This is a genomic window from Nocardia sp. NPDC047038 (assembly GCF_040644075.1).
GTDB lineage: Bacteria > Actinomycetota > Actinomycetes > Mycobacteriales > Mycobacteriaceae > Nocardia > Nocardia sichangensis.
Window position 1 is genome coordinate 961,811 of record NZ_JBEYVQ010000001.1, and the last position, 17,608, is coordinate 979,418.

At 68.3% G+C, this 17,608-nt stretch carries 15 protein-coding genes and 2 pseudogenes; 12 read left to right on the forward strand and 5 right to left on the reverse strand.

All coding sequences use genetic code 11. The annotated features are described in order from the left end of the window. Positions 1 to 137: 137 nt before the first annotated feature. Complete coding sequence (locus tag ABZ824_RS04705; RefSeq protein ID WP_355070474.1) at positions 138 to 803, reverse strand: TetR/AcrR family transcriptional regulator; 666 nt, start codon at positions 801 to 803, stop codon at positions 138 to 140. A 36-nt stretch (positions 804 to 839) separates the two neighbouring features. Here ABZ824_RS04705 and ABZ824_RS04710 point away from each other — a divergent pair, with 36 nt between their 5' ends. The 8 genes from ABZ824_RS04710 to ABZ824_RS04745 all read left to right on the forward strand — a co-directional run bounded on the left by ABZ824_RS04710 (position 840) and on the right by ABZ824_RS04745 (position 10,685). Beyond that, positions 840 to 2,330 (forward strand): NAD(P)/FAD-dependent oxidoreductase, encoded by a 1,491-nt coding sequence (locus ABZ824_RS04710; RefSeq protein ID WP_356961637.1) that lies wholly within the window; start codon positions 840 to 842, stop codon positions 2,328 to 2,330. Between the two features lie 172 nt (positions 2,331 to 2,502). After that, positions 2,503 to 2,862, forward strand: coding sequence for a preprotein translocase subunit YajC (yajC, locus tag ABZ824_RS04715; protein WP_355070478.1), 360 nt, complete (start codon positions 2,503 to 2,505; stop codon positions 2,860 to 2,862). Between the two features lie 120 nt (positions 2,863 to 2,982). Beyond that, a complete protein-coding gene (gene secD, locus ABZ824_RS04720) occupies positions 2,983 to 4,644 on the forward strand; it encodes a protein translocase subunit SecD (RefSeq protein WP_356961639.1) in 1,662 nt (553 codons plus the stop codon). Positions 4,645 to 4,649: 5 nt separating this feature from the next. Then, complete coding sequence (secF, locus tag ABZ824_RS04725; RefSeq protein ID WP_355070482.1) at positions 4,650 to 5,885, forward strand: protein translocase subunit SecF; 1,236 nt, start codon at positions 4,650 to 4,652, stop codon at positions 5,883 to 5,885. An 18-nt stretch (positions 5,886 to 5,903) separates the two neighbouring features. Next, on the forward strand, positions 5,904 to 7,625 hold the full coding sequence (locus ABZ824_RS04730) for an ABC transporter substrate-binding protein (protein WP_356961641.1): 1,722 nt from the start codon (positions 5,904 to 5,906) through the stop codon (positions 7,623 to 7,625). Between the two features lie 37 nt (positions 7,626 to 7,662). After that, positions 7,663 to 8,235 (forward strand): adenine phosphoribosyltransferase, encoded by a 573-nt coding sequence (locus ABZ824_RS04735; RefSeq protein ID WP_355070486.1) that lies wholly within the window; start codon positions 7,663 to 7,665, stop codon positions 8,233 to 8,235. Between the two features lie 93 nt (positions 8,236 to 8,328). Next, positions 8,329 to 8,934 (forward strand): DUF4291 domain-containing protein, encoded by a 606-nt coding sequence (locus tag ABZ824_RS04740; RefSeq protein ID WP_356961643.1) that lies wholly within the window; start codon positions 8,329 to 8,331, stop codon positions 8,932 to 8,934. Between the two features lie 161 nt (positions 8,935 to 9,095). Next, positions 9,096 to 10,685: an ATP-binding cassette domain-containing protein gene (locus ABZ824_RS04745; protein ID WP_356961644.1), complete on the forward strand. Its 1,590-nt coding sequence runs from the start codon at positions 9,096 to 9,098 to the stop codon at positions 10,683 to 10,685. A 7-nt stretch (positions 10,686 to 10,692) separates the two neighbouring features. Here the strand turns inward: ABZ824_RS04745 and ABZ824_RS04750 are convergent, their stop codons facing one another. After that, positions 10,693 to 11,046 carry an MmcQ/YjbR family DNA-binding protein gene (locus ABZ824_RS04750; protein ID WP_356961646.1) on the reverse strand — a complete coding sequence of 118 codons (354 nt, stop codon included), beginning with the start codon at positions 11,044 to 11,046 and terminating at the stop codon, positions 10,693 to 10,695. Positions 11,047 to 11,056: 10 nt separating this feature from the next. After that, the gene (locus tag ABZ824_RS04755; protein WP_356961648.1) at positions 11,057 to 11,470 is read right to left on the reverse strand and encodes a nuclear transport factor 2 family protein; all 414 of its coding nucleotides are present in this window, start codon (positions 11,468 to 11,470) and stop codon (positions 11,057 to 11,059) included. A gap of 80 nt (positions 11,471 to 11,550) precedes the next feature. On the opposite strand from ABZ824_RS04755, the gene ABZ824_RS04760 reads away from it, so the two are divergent. After that, positions 11,551 to 12,060 carry a helix-turn-helix domain-containing protein gene (locus ABZ824_RS04760; protein WP_356961649.1) on the forward strand — a complete coding sequence of 170 codons (510 nt, stop codon included), beginning with the start codon at positions 11,551 to 11,553 and terminating at the stop codon, positions 12,058 to 12,060. A 25-nt stretch (positions 12,061 to 12,085) separates the two neighbouring features. After that, positions 12,086 to 12,232, forward strand: a pseudogene (locus ABZ824_RS04765) (NUDIX hydrolase); the annotation flags it as partial. Between the two features lie 96 nt (positions 12,233 to 12,328). On the opposite strand, the gene ABZ824_RS04770 reads toward ABZ824_RS04765, so the two are convergent. Further along, positions 12,329 to 12,661 (reverse strand): YnfA family protein, encoded by a 333-nt coding sequence (locus ABZ824_RS04770; protein ID WP_355070497.1) that lies wholly within the window; start codon positions 12,659 to 12,661, stop codon positions 12,329 to 12,331. Between the two features lie 199 nt (positions 12,662 to 12,860). Next, positions 12,861 to 13,385, reverse strand: a pseudogene (locus ABZ824_RS04775) (metallophosphoesterase); the annotation flags it as partial. Positions 13,386 to 13,701: 316 nt separating this feature from the next. On the opposite strand from ABZ824_RS04775, the gene ABZ824_RS04780 reads away from it, so the two are divergent. Beyond that, the gene (locus ABZ824_RS04780; RefSeq protein WP_356961651.1) at positions 13,702 to 14,679 is read left to right on the forward strand and encodes an alkaline phosphatase family protein; all 978 of its coding nucleotides are present in this window, start codon (positions 13,702 to 13,704) and stop codon (positions 14,677 to 14,679) included. A 342-nt stretch (positions 14,680 to 15,021) separates the two neighbouring features. Next, complete coding sequence (locus ABZ824_RS04785; protein WP_356961653.1) at positions 15,022 to 17,430, forward strand: RelA/SpoT family protein; 2,409 nt, start codon at positions 15,022 to 15,024, stop codon at positions 17,428 to 17,430. Positions 17,431 to 17,608: the final 178 nt, after the last annotated feature.

The window sequence follows — 17,608 nt, forward strand, 5'->3', positions numbered from 1 at the left end:
CGCGTCCGGCCGATCGGAAGGGAAACTTCGCGATTCCCTGGCCTTTTGCGAACAAGGGCCGTCCCCCTGGCGAAAGCGTCGGATCAGTGCGCCTCACCCTAGCGCCGGTGGCGGTGTCAGGGGGATTGCCGAGGTGCTCAGTCCTTGCGCACGCCGTCCACGAGCAGGCGGCGGATCGCCTGGTTCAGCCCCGCGATCGCGGCCTCGTCGGGTTCGCGCAGTGAGTAGACGATGCCCCCGATCAGCATGCCGGTCACCGCGCGCGCGGTGTTCGACGTGTCCAGATCGGCGCGCAGGTAGCCCTGCTCGACACCGTGGTCGAGATAGCCCGCGGTCAGCGCGTCGGCGGTGTCGAGCAGTCCGTACAGCCGCTGGGTGAGTTCGTCATCGATGCCGGTGGCGTGGAACAGCAACAGCTGGGCGACCCGGCGATCGGTCAGCAGGATTTCGGTGAGGGCCACCCCGATCCGGTCGATCTGGGCGCGGTATTCGTCGAGGGTGGCGGCGGCGTCCGGGGCGTTCTCGGTGCCGAGGGCGGCGATGATGCGCGCGGCGAGGTCATCGATGACGTGGTCGATGATCTCGCGCTTGTTGCTGAAGTAGCGGTAGAAGGTGCCGTGACCGATGCCGAGCTGTCCCGCGATGTCGGCGATGCCGGTGGCGTGATAGCCCTTCTCCGCGAAACAGACGAAGGCGGTGTCGATGATCTCTTGGCGCAGTTCGGCTTTCCGTCGCTCGGCACGCGTGGATGGCTTCGTCACCTTCCCGATGATACAGTCATCACAAACGGAATGATGTGTCATTCCGTGATATGTGGTTCAGCTAGCAGGAGGTTCGGTGTGGCGCCTCAATACGACGCGGTCGTGGTCGGTGCGGGGTTCGGCGGTATGGGGGCCGGTATTCAGCTCGATCGGCTCGGCCTGAGCAATTACGTCATCCTCGAACGCGAGGACGACCTGGGCGGCACCTGGCACGTCAACCACTATCCGGGTCTCGCGGTCGACATCGCCTCGGTCACCTACTCCTACTCGTTCGAACCGAATCCGCACTGGTCGCGGCTGTTCGCGCCGGGCGAGGAGCTGAAGAAGTACGCCGCGCACGTCGCCGACAAGTACGGCCTGCGCCGCCGCATGCGCTTCGGCACCGTCGTCGACGGCGCGCGCTGGGACGAAGAGCGGCAACACTGGGTGGTCTCGATCGCGGGCGGGGAAACCGTCACCGGCCGATACCTGCTGACGGCGACGGGATTCCTGTCCCAGCCCTATACCCCGCCGTTCCCCGGCATCGACTCGTTCGCGGGCAAGATCATCCACACCACCGCGTGGGAGGACGACTTCGACCTCACCGGCCGCACGGCCGCGATCATCGGCACCGGCGCAACCGCCGTGCAGCTGGTGCCCGAGGTGGCCAAGAAGGCGCGTGCGCTCACGGTGTTCCAGCGCACCCCGATCTGGGTGGTGCCGAAGGTCGACACCGCGATTCCCGCCCCGGTGCGCAAGCTGTTCGAACGGGTCCCCGCCACGCAGAAGGCCGCGCGACTGGTCAACACCAGCCTGCTGGAGGCGCTGATGGTGGTCGGGGTGCTGCACTTCAAGCAAGCCAAGCTGCTGAACAAGGGGGCGGGAGCACTGGCCAAGGCGCACCTGCGGGCGTCCGTGCGCGACAAGGCGACGCGCAGGCAGCTGACACCGCACTACGATTTCGGGTGCAAGCGGCCGACCTTCTCCAACCACTACTTCACCACGTTCAACCAGCCGCACGTGCGCCTGGAGACGAATTCGATCGACCACATCGAGCCGGACGGCATCGTCACCGCCGACGGGCACAAGACCGAGATCGACACCCTGATCCTGGCCACCGGCTTCAATCTGTGGGACGTGAACTTCCCGGCCATCGAGATCATCGGCCGGGACGGGGTGAACCTCGGAAAGTTCTGGCGGGACAACCGTTTCCAAGCCTACGAGGGCATCACGGTGCCGAAGTTCCCCAACTTCCTCAGCCTCAACAGCCCGTACTCCTACAGCGGCCTGTCCTACTTCACCACCATCGAAGCCCAGATGAAGCACATGGGCAGATTGTTCGGCGAGTTGCGCCGCCGGGGCGAGACCACCTTCGAGGTCAGCGAGCAGGCCAACGCCGCGTTCCTGGACCGGGTGACCGACAAGCTGGGCTCCTCGGTCTTCTATGGCGGCGACTGCGCCACCGCGCGCAGCTACTACTTCAACCAGCACGGTGAGGCCGCCTTGCTGCGGCCCACCAGCACACTGAACGCCCATCGCGAAGCGGTCGCCTTCCCGCTGGAGGACTACGTCTACGGCAAGACCGCCTGACACCGTTACCTCGGCTCGCCCGCCGGAGCGTGTCCCGGCGGGCGAGCCGGTGTGCGATCTGGGCCGTTGTAGCTGCCCAGCGGGCGTGCGGGTGTGGCACCCGCGCAGCGAACTGGCAGACTGTGTGGGTACTTGCCCATCCCACCCACGACACTAGGGACTGACTTCGACGATGGAACTGCTGTTTCCGCTGCTACTGGTAGCCCTGCTCGTGCCGATGTTCCTCGGTGTCCGCCGTCAGAAGCGGGAAGCCGAGAAGGTCACCCAGATGCAGGACAGCCTGAAGATCGGCGATCAGGTCGTCACCACGTCGGGTCTGTACGGCACCGTGGTCGAACTCGACGACACCACGGTCGACCTCGAGATCGCCGAGGACGTGGTCACCACGTGGCTGCGCCAGGCCATCCGTGAGGTGCGCACCGACGACCAGGTGAGCACCGAGGAGACCGGCTCGGAGACCACCGGCTCGGACACCACCGAGGCCGTCGAGGAATCCGCCGAGCAGACCGAGACCCGCCTGACCAAGGACTGATCGTTCCGGTTGTGCCCCGGCTCGCCGGATGTCGCCGCGGCCGTCCGTCCGCGCACCCGGCGGCGCTGGTGCACGTCCGCATGTTCCATCCTCGACTTCCCGCCTAGGAGATGACGTACTGTGCCACCTTCCCAGGGATCGGCGCACCCGCTGCGGCTGCTCGGTGTCTATGCCGCGCTGCTGGCCGTGATCTATGCGCTGGTGTTCTTCACCGGTGACAAGTCCCCGACACCCAAGCTCGGTATCGACCTGCAGGGCGGCACCCGCGTCACGCTGTCCGCGCGCACGCCGGACGGCAGCAAGCCGAGCCAGGACAGCCTGAAGAAGGCGCAGGACATCATCGAGAACCGGGTCAACGGCCTCGGTGTCGGCGGATCCGAGGTCGTCATCGACGGCGACAACATCGTGATCACCGTGCCCGGCGACGACGGGCAGCAGGCGCGCGCGCTGGCGACCACGGCCAAGCTCTACATCCGTCCCGTGCTGCAGGCCGTGCCCGCGGCGGGACGCGGAGCGACCCCGCAGACCGCGCCCGCCGCGCAGCCGACGACGCCGGAGACCACGCAGCCCGCCGCGCCGGAGACCACCGAGCCCGCGCCCGCCCCGCAGCAGCGCGTGTTCCCCGCTCAGCAGCCGACGCAGCCGCCCACGAATCCCGGTCTGGAGCCCACCGAAGAGTCGACCAAGGAGATCCAGGCGGCCAAGGCCCTGCGCCAGAGCACCGACCAGTCGGTGCAGCAGGCCGCGCTGGCCACCATGGACTGCGGAAAGGCCGATCCGCTCGCGGGCAACGACGACCCGGCCCTTCCGCTGGTGACCTGCTCGACCGACGGCACCGAGGTCTTCCTGCTGGACAAGAGCCGCATCGACGGCCAGGAGATCAAGGACGCCACCTCGGGCCTGAACCAGCAGCAGGCCAGGCACGAGGTCTACCTGGACTTCAAGTCCGGCGGCAGTGACGCGTGGGCGGCGCTCACCGGTGAGTACGTCTACAAGCGGGTCGCGTTCGTGCTCGACTCGAAGGTGGTCAGCGCACCCGTCGTGCAGCAGGGCCCGCAGCAGGGTGGCCGCACCCAGATCTCCGGCAACTTCACCGCGACGTCGGCGAAGGAACTGGCGAACACGCTGAAGTACGGCTCGCTGCCGCTGTCGTTCCAGACCTCGGAAGCCGAGACGGTGTCCGCCACGCTCGGCCTGTCCTCGCTGAAAGCGGGCCTGCTCGCCGGCGCGGTCGGCCTGCTGGTGGTGCTGCTGTACTGCCTCCTGTACTACCGGATGCTCGGATTCGTCACCGGTCTGTCGCTGGTGGCATCGGGATTCGCGGTGTACGGCATCATGGTGCTGCTCGGGCGCTGGATCGGGTTCACGCTCGACCTCGCGGGCATCGCCGGTCTGATCATCGGTATCGGTATGACCGCCGACTCGTTCGTGGTGTTCTTCGAGCGCATCAAGGACGAGATGCGCGAGGGCCGCAGCTTCCGTTCCGCCGCTCCGCGCGGCTGGCAGCGCGCCCGCCGGACCATCCTGTCCGGCAACGCGGTCAGCTTCATCGCCGCGGCGGTGCTCTACATCCTGGCCGTCGGACAGGTCAAGGGCTTCGCGTTCACCCTCGGTCTCACCACGATCCTCGACGTGGTCGTGGTGTTCCTGGTCACCTCGCCGCTGGTGCTGCTCGCTTCGCGGACGGCGTTCTGGTCCAAGCCGTCGGTGAACGGCCTCGGCGCGATCCAGCAGGTCGCCCGCGAGCGGAAGGCGGCCGAGGCCGCACTCGGGAAGGCGTGAGGACGATGACCAACAGCCACACCACCCCGTCGCTCGACAAGACGAGCGCCACCGAGATCACCGACGTGTTCGCGGCGGTCGGCGACGCGCAGACGCCCAAGCACGGCTTCTTCAACCGCCTCTACACCGGCACCGGCGCGATCGACGTGATCGGCAAACGCCGGATGTGGTACATCATCACCGCCGCGATCGTGCTCGTCTCGCTGGGCAGCATCATCTTCCGCGGCTTCAACTTCGGCATCGACTTCGAGGGCGGCTCGCGCATCCAGTTCCCGGCGGGGAACGCGACCACCAGCGCGGTGGAGGATGTCTACCGCGGCGCGATCGGCACCGACCCGGTCTCGGTGCAGACCGTCGGCGCGGGCGGATCGGCCACCATGCTGATCCGGTCCGAGGCGCTGAACCAGAAGCAGGTCGAGGCGCTCAACAGCGCGCTGTTCGCCGAGTTCCAGCCGAAGGACAAGTCCGGCAACCCGAGCCGGGCCGCGATCAGCACCTCCGATGTCAGCGAGACCTGGGGCAGCCAGATCACGCGCAAGGCGATCATCGCGCTCGCGGTGTTCCTCGTGCTCGTCGCGGGCTATATCGCGATCCGCTACGAGGCGCACATGGCCATCGCGGCGCTGGCGGCGCTGGCCTTCGACGTCACGGTCACCGCGGGCGTGTACTCACTGGTCGGGTTCGAGGTCACCCCGGCGACCGTGATCGGCATCCTGACCATTCTCGGCTTCTCGCTCTACGACTCCGTCGTCGTGTTCGACAAGGTGGAGGAGAACACCCACGGTATCCTGCACCTGACTCGGCGCACCTACGGCGAACAGGCCAACCTCGCGGTGAACCAGACGCTCATGCGCTCGATCAACACCGCCTTGATCGGCATTCTGCCGATCGTCGGGCTGATGGTGATCGCGGTGTGGATGCTGGGCGTCGGCACCCTGAAGGATTTGGCGCTGGTACAGCTGGTGGGTCTGCTGGTCGGCACGTACTCCTCGATCTTCTTCGCTACGCCGCTGCTGGTCTCGATCAAGGAACGCTGGGGGCCCGTGGCGGCGCACACGAAGAAGGTTCTGGCCAAGCGGGCCGGCGCGGCGAGCGCCCGTGCGGGCGTCGCGGCGGAGCGCCGGGCGAGCGTGGCAGCCGGGCGGGACTACGAAGAGGCGCCGCGCAAGCAGCGCGCGGCCGGGCAGGCGCCGCGACCCGGCGCGCGCCCGAGCGGCAAACGGCACAAGAGGCGGAACTGACACCAGGCAAGGGGTTTCATGCGACAGCCACGCAGTGCGGTACGACTGATCGGAGCGCTCGCTGCGGGGACGCTGGCCGCCGGGCTGATGGTCGGCTGCTCCAGCAAGAATCAGGTGCCCTCCATCGGCTACGCGACCGATGCCACCATCGCCACCTATAACGGCGCCAGCTCGCTCGGGGCGAGTTCCGGGTCCTCCGCGGTGTTCTCCCGGGTACTGACCGGCTTCTTCTACACCGGTCCGGACGGCCAGCAGGTCGCCGACACCGACTTCGGGACCGCCAAGGAGGTGCCGGGCGAGTCGCAGACCATCCAGTACCGCCTCAATCCCGACGGCGTGTACTCCGACGGTGTGCCGACCTCCTGCGACGACTTGGTCCTGGCTTGGGCCGCCCGCAGCGGGCGGTACACCAAACCCGGTGATCGGGGCCCCGTTCCGCTGTTCGACGCCGCGAGCACCAGCGGCTACGACGCCATCGAGCGGGTCGACTGCCAGCCCGGCTCGCGGGATGCCACGGTGGTGTTCCGGCCCGGCAGGCGGTACCTGCCGTGGCGCAACCTGTTCGCGGCTGGTGAGCTGATGCCCGCGCACGTCGCGGCCCAAGTGGCGAACGTGCCCAACGTGGTGTCGGCGTTGCAGACCGGCGATCCGAACGCCCTCGGCAGGATCGCGGAGTTCTGGAACACCGGATGGACCATTCCGGCCGACGGACGGCTCGACCTGTCGCGGTTCCCCTCGTCGGGGCCCTACCGCATCGAATCCTTCGGCAGCGAAGACGGTTTGGTGCTGGTGGCCAACGAGCGCTGGTGGGGAAACAAACCCGCGACCGGGCGGATCGTGGTGTGGCCGAAGACCTTCGACTTGAAGAAGAAGGTCGGCGACAACGCCGTCGGCGTGCTCGACGTCGGTGCGCACTCGGTGAAGGACCTGAATCTGAACGGATTCTCGGTGCAGACGCTGCCCGGCCGCGGCGCCGAGCAGTTGACGCTGTCCACCGGCGGGGTGTTCGCCTCGGTCGAGGCGCGCCGGGCGTTCGCGCTGTGCCTGCCGCGCCAGACGCTGTTCGACAAGCTCGGGAAGATGCCGGACGCACCCAAGACCGGGCTCGGCTCCGGACCGCTGAACGCGCATGTGGTGCAACAGGATTCCCTGCTCTACCCGGCGGTCATCGGCGCGTCGAACAACTATTCCGGCGGTGACGTGGCGAACGCGACCAGGGCCGTCGCCGCCTCCGGCGCCCCGAATCCCACCGTCCGGATCGGCTACGCGGGTCCGGACGACCGGCGCGCGCAGACGGTCACCATGATCGCCGAGGCCTGCAAACCGGCGGGCATCACCGTGGTGGACGCCGGAGCGCCCGATTTCACTCCCGCCCGGCTCACCGAGGGCAAGGTCGACGCCGTCCTCGGCAGCACCGCGTCGGCCCCCGGTCCGGCGGGCTCGATCGGGGGAGTGGCCGCGACCAGCGCGTTGCGCACCGGTAACGGTCTCAATTTCGGACGGTACGGCAACGGCCGTTACGATGCGATCACCGATCAGCTCGGGGCCGACGACAGTTCGGCCGCACAGCTGAATCTGCTCACCGAGGCCGAGAACCTGCTGTGGGCGGAGCTGCCGAGCATTCCGTTGTTCGCCACCCCGCGCACGATCGCCTTCGGCAAGGGGTTGCGCAACGGGATCGCTGCCCCCAACCAGGCCGGAACCGGCTGGAACATGGACCGGTGGGTGCTCGAGCGGTGATAGACGGTGTGGGTGATGTGATCATGGAGAGGTGTCGATGAGCAAGCACGCGGCGATCGAGTCCGAGAATGTAGCCGCCGAACGGACCACCAGAGCCGCCGAGGTGGTCGACCGTTTGACCCGTTGGCACGACGACTTCCCCACGCCCGGTGTACGTTTCGCGGATCTCACCCCGGTGTTCGCCGACGCCGAGGGCTTCCGCGCCGTGGTCGATTGCCTGGCCGCGTGCGCACCCGACGCCGATCTGGTTGCCGGCGTCGACGCCCGTGGCTTCCTGCTCGGTGCGGGTGTCGCCGCGTCCCTCGGCACCGGCGTGCTCGCCGTCCGCAAAGCGGGCAAACTGCCGCCGCCGGTGATCAGCCGGGAGTACAGCCTCGAATACGGCACCGCCGCGCTGGAGATTCCCGCGGACGGCCTCGACCTGACCGGCCGTCGCGTTCTGTTGCTGGACGACGTCCTCGCCACCGGCGGCACGCTCGCCGCCGCGGCCGAGCTCTTCAAGCAGGCGGGCGCCGAAGTGGCCGCCGCCGCGGTGGTGCTGGAACTCGGCTTCCTTGGCGGGCGCGCCCGGCAGGGCGACTACCCGCTGACCTCGATCGTTCAGCTCTGAGCCGACACCGGCCGTGCGCGGGGGCCGCCCGCGGGGAGCCGCTCGCAGCCTAATTCTGTTGCTCGCCACCGCGGCGACTGTCAGGATCGCGGCATGCGACCTGAGGAGCCGCCGCGCCGGATCCGGGCGGTCTACGACGAGCGGACGATCGTCGTCTATCAGGCCTATTCCCCGGAGATCGCCGAACCCGCCGTTGCCGCTGGGACTTTCGTCGAGCCGTTTCGCCGGGAGCGGATGACCTGGATCAAGCCCTCGTTCCTGTGGATGATGTATCGCTGCGGGTGGGCGAGCAAGCCCGGCCAGGAGCGGGTCTTGGCGGTGACGATCACCCGTGCCGGGTTCGAATGGGCGCTGGCGCATGCCTGCCTCAGCCATTACGACCGGAAGCTCCACCCGGATCGTGAGGTGTGGGCCGAGCGGTTGCGGGCGAGTCCGGTACGCGTCCAGTGGGATCCGGAACGTGACCTCGCGCATCGTCCGCTGGCGTACCGCTCCCTGCAAGTGGGCTTGGGCGGTATCGCCGTGGTGTATTTCCTCGACCGCTGGATCACCGGGATCCGCGATGTCACCGGGGAAGCGCGGCAGCTGCGGCAGTTGCTAGCGGACGGGAAGCTGGAGGCGGCGACTCGGGCCCTTCCCGAGGAGCGCCCCTATCCGTTGCCCGTGGCCGTCGCCGCCGCCATCGGCGCGTCGTCCTGACGAAGCGTGATCCGAATCGCACTGGCGCATCTGCCGAAGTTGTGATTAACCTGTAGAGGTCTTATTTCCGTTGATCGGAGTTCTGCCGTTGCTCATTTGAGGTAGCCACCGTGCGGCCCGCATTCGCGCGCCGTGTCTCGTCGCAACCTCTGGGAGCTGGCATGACCAATCTGTCTTTTTCCGATCTCACTTTCGGCTGGCCGGACGGCACCCCCGTTTTCGAGGGCCTCGACGCTGTGCTCGGCCCCGGTCACATCGGCCTGGTCGGCGGGAACGGTGCGGGTAAATCCACTTTGCTGCGGTTGATCGCGGGGGAGTTGAAGCCCGTTCGCGGGTCCGTCACGGTCGCCGGGCATCTCGGGTATCTGCGCCAGGACCTCGGTCTGGGCTCGGGGCAGCGCGTCGACGCGGTGCTGGGCATCGCGGAGGTGCGAAAAGCCTTGCACCGCATCGAATCCGGAGTCGGCAGCGAGGCCGATTTCGACTCGGTAGGCAACCAGTGGGATGTCGAGGAGCGGGCGTTGGCGCTGCTGGCCCGGCTCGGCCTGCACTATGTCGCCGACTCGGTGGAGCATCTCGATCGCACGCTCGACACCCTGTCCGGCGGCGAGACGGTGCTGCTCGGACTGGTCGCCGAGCTGCTCGCCGAGCCCGACGTGCTGTTGCTGGACGAACCGACGAACAACCTGGATCGGGTGGCTCGCGCGCGGCTCTACGAGGTGATCGGTCAATTCTCCGGCACGGTGCTCACGGTCAGCCACGACCGTGCGCTCCTGGATCGGATGGCGACCATCGCGGAGCTGCGCCACGGCGAACTCCGGTTGTTCGGCGGCAATTTCAGCGAATACGAGCGGATCGTCGCCGCCGAGCAGGAGGCCGCCCGCGCCGCGATCCGGGACGCGCGCAGCGATGTCCGCAAACAGGCACGCGAACTCGTCGAGGCGCGCATCAAACTGGACCGCAGGCAGCGGTACGGGCAGAAGATGTGGGACCAGAAGCGGGAGCCGAAAATCGTGATGGGCGAACGCAAACGGCAGGCGCAGGTGTCCGCGGGCAAGTTGCGCAACAACCACATCGAAAAGTTGGACTCCGCCAAGGAACAGCTCGAGCAGGCCAAGGAGTTGTTGCGCGACGATCGGGAGATCCGGGTGGAGTTGCCCGACACGCGGCTGTATCCCGGTCAGGACGTCATCGAGCTGGACGGAGTCGAGCTGGCGTGCGGGCCGACGGTGGCGTTGCGGGTGTCCGGTCCGGAGCGGATCGCGTTGACCGGCCGCAACGGCGTCGGCAAGACGACGCTGCTGCGGCGCATCGTCGAGGAGGGGCCGAAGGTGCCGTGGCGGATGCTGCCGCAGCGCTTGGACGTCTTCGACGAGCGGAAGACGGTATTCGAGAATGTCGCCTCCACCGCGCCGCACGCCTCCGCGGAGCGGATCCGGGCGCAGCTGGCCCGCTTCCTGTTCCGCGGCGCGGACGCCGACGTCGCGGCGGCGGCGCTGTCCGGCGGTGAACGGTTGCGCGCGGCGCTGGCGATGCTGCTGCTGGCCGACCCCGCGCCGCGCCTGCTGCTACTGGACGAGCCGACCAACAACCTCGACCTGCCCAGCCTGGAGCACCTCACCCAGGCGCTGGCCGGCTTCGAGGGCGCGCTGATCGTGGTCAGCCACGATCAGCGCTTCCTCGACGACATCGGGGTGACCCGGCGTCTGGAACTCACCGCGGCGGGATTGACGGAGACGCTGGTGACCTGACCCGCCGTCAGGTCAGCAGCGCCGAGAGCCGCTTCGGGGCGACGAGTCGGTAACCGTCCCGGACGATCTCGGCGACTTCGTCCCAGTCGGGTTCCACGTCCAGCCGGACGCCGATCCAGCCGCGGTGCCCGACGTAGGGCGGCACGAAGAACCGGGTGGGCTCGGCGGCGACCATTTCGGCCAGCACGCCTAGGGGAGCCGGGCACCAGATCGTCGTACCCGGCTCCCGGTGCCGGTCCTCGAGGTAGTACACGAACGCCTTCTTCGCCGCCACGAAGAAGGTGGGGGAGCCGTGGCTGGGCCGTTCGGTGCTTTCCGGCAGATCCAGGCAGATCGCGCGGATTCGGGCGAGCGGGTCCACGAGTGGGAGTCTATGTGGCCTTGGCCGCACGCCGCATGAGGCCGGGATGCTTGGACAGGCCTAGCGCCAAGCGCACCGCGAGGTAGGTGAGCGTCAGCCACGGACGCAGGTGTGGCTGCAACGTGCGGATGCGGCCTTGGTCGTCGAGCCGCAGCACCAGCGCTTCGGTCAGCCGGAACGGTCCGATCCCGGCTTCGGCCAGCAGGACGCGCCGCGCGCCGTCGCCGATCTCCTCGGTCCACCGCAAGCCGGTGAGACTGCCGTACGCGGCGGAGAGCAGCACGCGCAGGTCGTCCCGGCCGCGGAAGACCAGTCGGCCGGACAGCGGTGAAATCAATTCGGCATCGGGCGCGAGTACCCGTGCCAGCGCATCCATGTCGCCGCTTTCGGTCGCGGATCGGAACTCGGTGATGGCGTCGGACATGCTGGTCAACCCCTTCGCTCGGCGCTGATTCCGAACCTAGTTCAAGTCACTTGCAAAAAGCAATGGACTAGACTGGGCAAATGCCCAAGGCCGCTTTCTCCGACATCGTTTGCTCGATCGCGCGCACGGTCGACGCGATCGGCGAGCGCTGGACGCCGTTGATCCTGCGCGATCTGTTCGTCGGCCTGACCCGCTTCGAGGATCTGCGTCGCGACCTCGGCATCGCTTCCAATGTGCTCGCCGCTCGTCTGGAGGTGCTGCGTGAGCACGGCATCGTGGAAAAGCGGGCGTACCAGTCGAATCCGGCCCGCTACGAGTATCTGCTCACCGAACGTGGCCGTGACCTGTATCCGGTCCTCGCGATGCTGCTCACCTGGGGTGACAAATGGCTCGCGGGCGCGGAAGGCCCGCCCGCCGTAGTGGTCCATCGCGAGTGCGGGCGGCCAACGTCCGGCGTGGTGGTGTGCCGGGAGTGCGGTGGGTCGCTCACCGCGGACAATGTCCGGTGGCTTTCCGGACCCGGTGGCAGGCAAGCGCCGGGAACGATGCTGATCGGGGGAGTGCTCGAAGCCGCAGACGCCGCGGACTGACCGAAGTCCGGCGGTGGAGGCCGGCACGGCGCTGTCCGGAGCCCGTCCCGGTGCGGCGAACCTGAACCGGACGCCGGCGGCCATCCCGGGACTGGCGCGCACCGCCGAACGGCGTCGGGTCACAGCGACCGGCCGGCCTGCGGCGGTGTGGGCGTTCGGCGCACCCGAGTGAATCGGAGCACTCGCCCGCGGGACGCTCGCGCGGTCGTTCCTCGAGGGCGTGCACCGGATTCGCGAGACAACGATCGATGGCGCCGCGATGCTCCGGTCAGCGGCGCGGCGCGTACATGATGACCGTGACGCCGACCAGGCAGATCGCCGCACCGAGGTAGTCCCAGCGATCGGGGCGGAACTTGTCCACCAGCATGCCCCAGGCCAGCGAGCCCGCGACGAAGACACCGCCGTAGGCGGCCAGGATGCGGCCGAAGTTCGGGTCCGGCTGGAAGGTGGCGACAAATCCGTAGACGCCGAGCGCGAGCACGCCCGCGGCGATCCAGACGACGCCGCGCTGTTCTCGCCAGCCCTGCCACACCAGCCAGGCACCACCGATTTCGGCGAGCGCGGCGAGGGCGAACAGCAGCAGTGAACGGGCGACGATCATGGCGGGGACGGTACTTGCTCGTGGTCCGCCGGACGTCGCGAGCCCGCCCGACCTCGTAGACGACGTAGGCGCGCCGCAGTACCGGGTAGGAGACGTTGCGTACCGGCACGCCGCCCTGGGTGCGGCCGAATTCGGTACCGCCATGGGCATGCCCGTGGACGGCGAGCACCGCCCCGCCCGCGTCGACCGCCTCGGCCAGGTCATGGCAACCCAGGCCGGGGTAGATCTTCGGCGGTTCCCCGGCCAGGGTGTCGACGACCGGCGCGAAATGTGTGAGCGCGATGCGAATTTCGCAGTCGATCCGGCCGAGTGCCCGGCGTAGGCGAAGGGCGTCGACCGGTCCGCGCCGCATGCGAGCGCGGTGTTCGGCGGATCCTTCGTCCGGTGTGCCGGGATGGCCGGGGAAGCCACCGCTGCCGCCCATGACTCCGGCGACGCCGAGCCGAATGCCGTTGATCTCGAGATAGATCGAAGTGCCGTCGAGTACGTGGACGCCCACCGTGGTGAGCCGTGCCGCGATCAGGTCGCCCGATTCGTCGTCATGGTCGTGATTGCCGAGTACGGCGACCACCGGCATGGGAAGACTTTCGAGTTCCGCGCACAGCAGATCGGCTTGCGAGCGGGTACCGCCATCGGTGAGATCGCCTGCGAGCAAAAGGACATCGGCGGCTTCGGACAGGCGCAGGAAGTCCGGACGAAAACGCCCGGCCACGGCCGCGTGCATATGCAGGTCGCCGACGGCCGCGACGCGAATGCGCTCGGCGGTGCGCGCTGGGGTCACAACGGCCGGCCAGCCATACCGGCGAAGGGCGTGTCGAGCGACGGCGCGAAGCGCGTCCGCGACGGCCGACCGGGGCGAAGCAGGAAACTCCGCGTTCACCCGACAGCGACCCACCGTGAGATCGGTATATAGCTGTTGGCTATTCCTTGTTCAAGGGCTGTTCAGTGAGACTACGGGCAGTGTGGCGTCCGATGAAACGTCCATGAACACTGCCGCGTCGGACTATCGCGCGCGCCGGTCGCTCCCGCATGGTCGCGATATGAGCGGAGCGCAACTGCTGTCGAAAGTCGTTGCCACCGCGGCGGCTGTGTTCCTCCCACTGCCCGCCGCGGCCGGAGTCGCGCAGGGCGAGGCGCCCGCGGCCAAAGTGGTCGTGATCGGGTTGGACGGCTTGATGTACGGCAAGGTCGAGCAGGCGCAGGCGCCTAATCTGCTGCGGCTGAGCGGCGAGGGCTTGCTCAGCCGTTCGTCCATCGCCCCGCACATCACCATCTCCGGTCCGTCCTGGGCCACCGTGCTGACCGGCGTGTGGGATCGCAAGCACGGCATCACGGACAACCAGTTCACCGCCGCGCCGTTCGCGCGGTACCCCACGGTGTTCACCCAACTCGAACGCGCTCGGCCCGCGTCGAAGACCCAGTCCATCGCCACCTGGGACCAGATCGCCACGATGACCGGCAGCGGCAGCCCGCGCGCCGACGTCGTCGTCTCCACCGCGCCCGTGCCGGACGATCCGGACGAGTCGCGCACCGACGCCGCCACCGCCGACGCCGTGGCGTCCGCGATCGGCAGGTTCGCGCCCGACCTGCTGTTCACCCACTTGGACCAGGTGGACCACGCCGGTCACGGCGCGGGTGGCGCCTCGCGCGCCTACCTCGACGCGGTGCGGCGCATCGATGTCCTGGTCGGACGCATCGTCGCCGCGGTGGACGCCCGCGCCGCCGCCCACCCCGCCGAGCGGTGGACCGTCCTGGTCACCGCCGACCACGGCCACATTCCCGAAGGCGGGCACGGCGGCCAGTCGCCGGACGAGACGACCAACTTCGTCATCGCTCGCGGCCCGGACTTCCGGCCCGGCGCCACCAGTACCCGAGCCACCCTGGTCGACATCACCCCGACCGTGCTCGACCTGCTCGACGTCGCTCCCGCCGCCGATCTCGACGGTCGCTCGCTTCGTTCCGAGCCCGGCGCCGACCGGACGCCGTTCGCCGGATCCCAGCCCGCCGCCATTCGCTGACCGCGCCTGTCTCGCCTCGGCTCGTAGTTCTCGCCCCACCGGTTCGGGTATCACGCCTCATCGGGTAAAAGCGCTGGTCAAGTGAATGAATCTCGCTGCGGAGAGCGTCGCGTGCGCAGGGAGGCTACCGAGCGCCGCGCTCCGTATGTGTCCGAAATACGACGGTGGAAGAGGGTGGCCGGGACCCCTGCGCGCCCGCGCTGGTTCGTCGTCCCGGCACTCCGGCGCGCATCCTTCCTCAGCAGAGCGGACGTGGGTGCTCCGCCCGGACTAAAGTTGGTGGTCCGGGAGGTTGCACCGGTCGGATAGGGTGGTCCGATCGAGGCGCGGAGAGGTGGTGGCATGACTCAGCATCTGGGCGAGGCGAAGGTCGAGCAATCGACGTCGGGCCCGCGGTCGAACGGTGCGGGCGCCACCGACGCCGCGCAGACCCCGAAATCGCCGGCGTCGGCGAACGCGACCCCGCCGCGTCAGCCCGGCACCTCTTCCGCCGTTCCGACCTCGGCTTCGCGCCGGGTGCGAGCCCGCCTGGCCCGCCGCATGACCGGGCAGCGCGGTATCGCGGCGGTCAAGCCGGTGCTGGAGCCGCTGGCCACCGTGCACCGCGAGCTGTACCCGAAGGCGAACCTGACGCTGCTGCAACGCGCGTTCGATGTGGCCGACGAGCGGCACAAGCATCAGTTCCGCAAATCGGGTGACCCCTACATCACCCATCCGCTCGCCGTGGCGAACATTCTCGCCGAACTCGGCATGGACACCACCACGCTGGTGGCCGCGCTGCTGCACGACACGGTCGAAGACACCGGCTACAGCCTCGAACAACTCACCCAGGACTTCGGCTCCGAGGTCGCGCACCTCGTCGACGGCGTCACCAAGCTGGACAAGGTCAACCTTGGCGCGGCCGCCGAGGCCGAGACGATCCGCAAGATGATCATCGCGATGGCCCGCGACCCGCGTGTGCTGGTGATCAAGGTGGCCGACCGGCTGCACAACATGCGCACCATGCGTTTCCTGCCGCCGGAGAAGCAGGCCAAGAAGGCCAAGGAAACGCTGGAAGTCATCGCACCGCTCGCCCATCGCCTCGGCATGGCGACGGTGAAGTGGGAGCTGGAGGACCTCGCCTTCGCGATCCTGCACCCGAAGAAATACGACGAGATCGTCCGGCTGGTCGCCGACCGCGCGCCCTCGCGCGACACCTACCTGGCGAAGGTGCGGGCCGAGATCGTCAACACGCTGGCCGCGTCCCGGATCAACGCGATCGTCGAGGGCCGCCCGAAGCACTACTGGTCGATCTACCAGAAGATGATCGTCAAGGGTAAGGACTTCGACGACATCCACGACCTGGTCGGCATCCGCATCCTGTGCGACGAGGTGCGCGACTGCTACGCGGCCGTCGGCGTGGTGCACTCGCTGTGGCAACCCATGGCGGGACGGTTCAAGGACTACATCGCCCAGCCGCGCTACGGCGTCTACCAGTCGCTGCACACCACCGTGGTCGGGCCGGACGGCAAGCCGCTGGAGGTGCAGATCCGCACCCAGGACATGCACCGCACCGCGGAGTTCGGCATCGCCGCGCACTGGCGCTACAAGGAGACCAGGGGCAAACACTCCAACGACACCGCCGAGGTCGACGACATGGCGTGGATGCGCCAGCTGTTGGACTGGCAGCGTGAGGCCGCCGACCCCGCCGAGTTCCTGGAGTCGCTGCGCTTCGACCTGAAATCGCCGGAAATATTCGTGTTCACGCCGAAGGGTGACGTGATCACGCTGCCGCAGAAGTCGACGCCGGTGGACTTCGCCTACGCCGTGCACACCGAGGTGGGGCACCGCTGCATCGGCGCCAGGGTGAACGGGCGCCTGGTCGCGCTGGAGCGTCAGCTGGAGAACGGCGAGGTCGTCGAGGTGTTCACCTCGAAGGCGCAGAACGCGGGACCCAGCCGCGACTGGCAGAACTTCGTGGTGTCGCCGCGCGCCAAGGCCAAGATTCGCCAATGGTTCGCCAAGGAGCGTCGCGAGGAGGCGCTGGAGAGCGGCAAGGAGCAGATCTCCAAGGAAGTCCGTCGCGTCGGGCTGCCGCTGCAGCGGTTGATGAGCGTCGACGCGATGACCGCCGTCGCCCACGAACTGCACTACACCGACATCTCCACGCTCTATACCGCCGTCGGCGAGCACCAGGTCTCCGCGCACCATGTGGTGCAGCGGCTGATGGCGCAGCTCGGCGGCATCGGCGACGTGGAGAACGAGCTGGCCGAACGCTCCACCCCGTCGACGACACCGAGCAGGCAGCGGGTCACCGGCGACGCGGGCGTGCTGATCCCCGGCGCTCCCGGCACGGTCGCCAAGCTGGCGAAGTGCTGCACTCCGGTGCCCGGCGACGAGATCATGGGCTTCGTGACCCGCGGTGGCGCGGTGAGCGTGCACCGTACCGACTGCACCAACGCCGGCTCCCTGCGTGAGCAGGCCGAACGGATCATCGAGGTGTCCTGGGCCCCGTCGCCGTCCTCGGTGTTCCTGGTCGCCATCCAGATCGAGGCGCTCGACCGCACGCGGCTGCTGTCCGACGTGACCAAGGTGCTGGCCGATGAGAAGGTCAACATCCTGTCCGCCTCGGTGGCCACGCACGGCGACCGGGTGGCGATCAGCAAGTTCACCTTCGAGATGGGCGATCCGAAACACTTGGGGCACTTGCTGAACGTGGTGCGCAACGTGGAGGGCGTCTACGACGTCTACCGCGTCACCTCCGCGGCCTGACGCGCGCGAACCCTTCGAGTAGCTGTCAATTAGCTCTTATCGCAAGGGTTTCCGCTTGCCGCCAACTCGGCTCCAGGGGTTGCCATTCGGGGCGCGATGCCGGAAACTTGTCGGACCCTTCCCCGGAACGCGCCACTGCGTGTCGCGTTCATCTCGGTGTGTCGTGGAAGTTTTCCGT

Bases quoted from the DNA above. Each gene is read 5' to 3' on its own strand.
- ABZ824_RS04705 (WP_355070474.1), bottom strand. From the start codon at position 803: ATGACACATCATTCCGTTTGTGATGACTGTATCATCGGGAAGGTGACG.
- yajC (WP_355070478.1), top strand. From the start codon at position 2,503: ATGGAACTGCTGTTTCCGCTGCTACTGGTAGCCCTGCTCGTGCCGATG.
- secF (WP_355070482.1), top strand. From the start codon at position 4,650: ATGACCAACAGCCACACCACCCCGTCGCTCGACAAGACGAGCGCCACC.
- ABZ824_RS04730 (WP_356961641.1), top strand. From the start codon at position 5,904: ATGCGACAGCCACGCAGTGCGGTACGACTGATCGGAGCGCTCGCTGCG.
- ABZ824_RS04735 (WP_355070486.1), top strand. From the start codon at position 7,663: ATGAGCAAGCACGCGGCGATCGAGTCCGAGAATGTAGCCGCCGAACGG.
- ABZ824_RS04740 (WP_356961643.1), top strand. From the start codon at position 8,329: ATGCGACCTGAGGAGCCGCCGCGCCGGATCCGGGCGGTCTACGACGAG.
- ABZ824_RS04745 (WP_356961644.1), top strand. From the start codon at position 9,096: ATGACCAATCTGTCTTTTTCCGATCTCACTTTCGGCTGGCCGGACGGC.
- ABZ824_RS04755 (WP_356961648.1), bottom strand. From the start codon at position 11,470: ATGTCCGACGCCATCACCGAGTTCCGATCCGCGACCGAAAGCGGCGAC.
- ABZ824_RS04760 (WP_356961649.1), top strand. From the start codon at position 11,551: ATGCCCAAGGCCGCTTTCTCCGACATCGTTTGCTCGATCGCGCGCACG.
- ABZ824_RS04770 (WP_355070497.1), bottom strand. From the start codon at position 12,661: ATGATCGTCGCCCGTTCACTGCTGCTGTTCGCCCTCGCCGCGCTCGCC.
- ABZ824_RS04780 (WP_356961651.1), top strand. From the start codon at position 13,702: ATGAGCGGAGCGCAACTGCTGTCGAAAGTCGTTGCCACCGCGGCGGCT.
- ABZ824_RS04785 (WP_356961653.1), top strand. From the start codon at position 15,022: ATGACTCAGCATCTGGGCGAGGCGAAGGTCGAGCAATCGACGTCGGGC.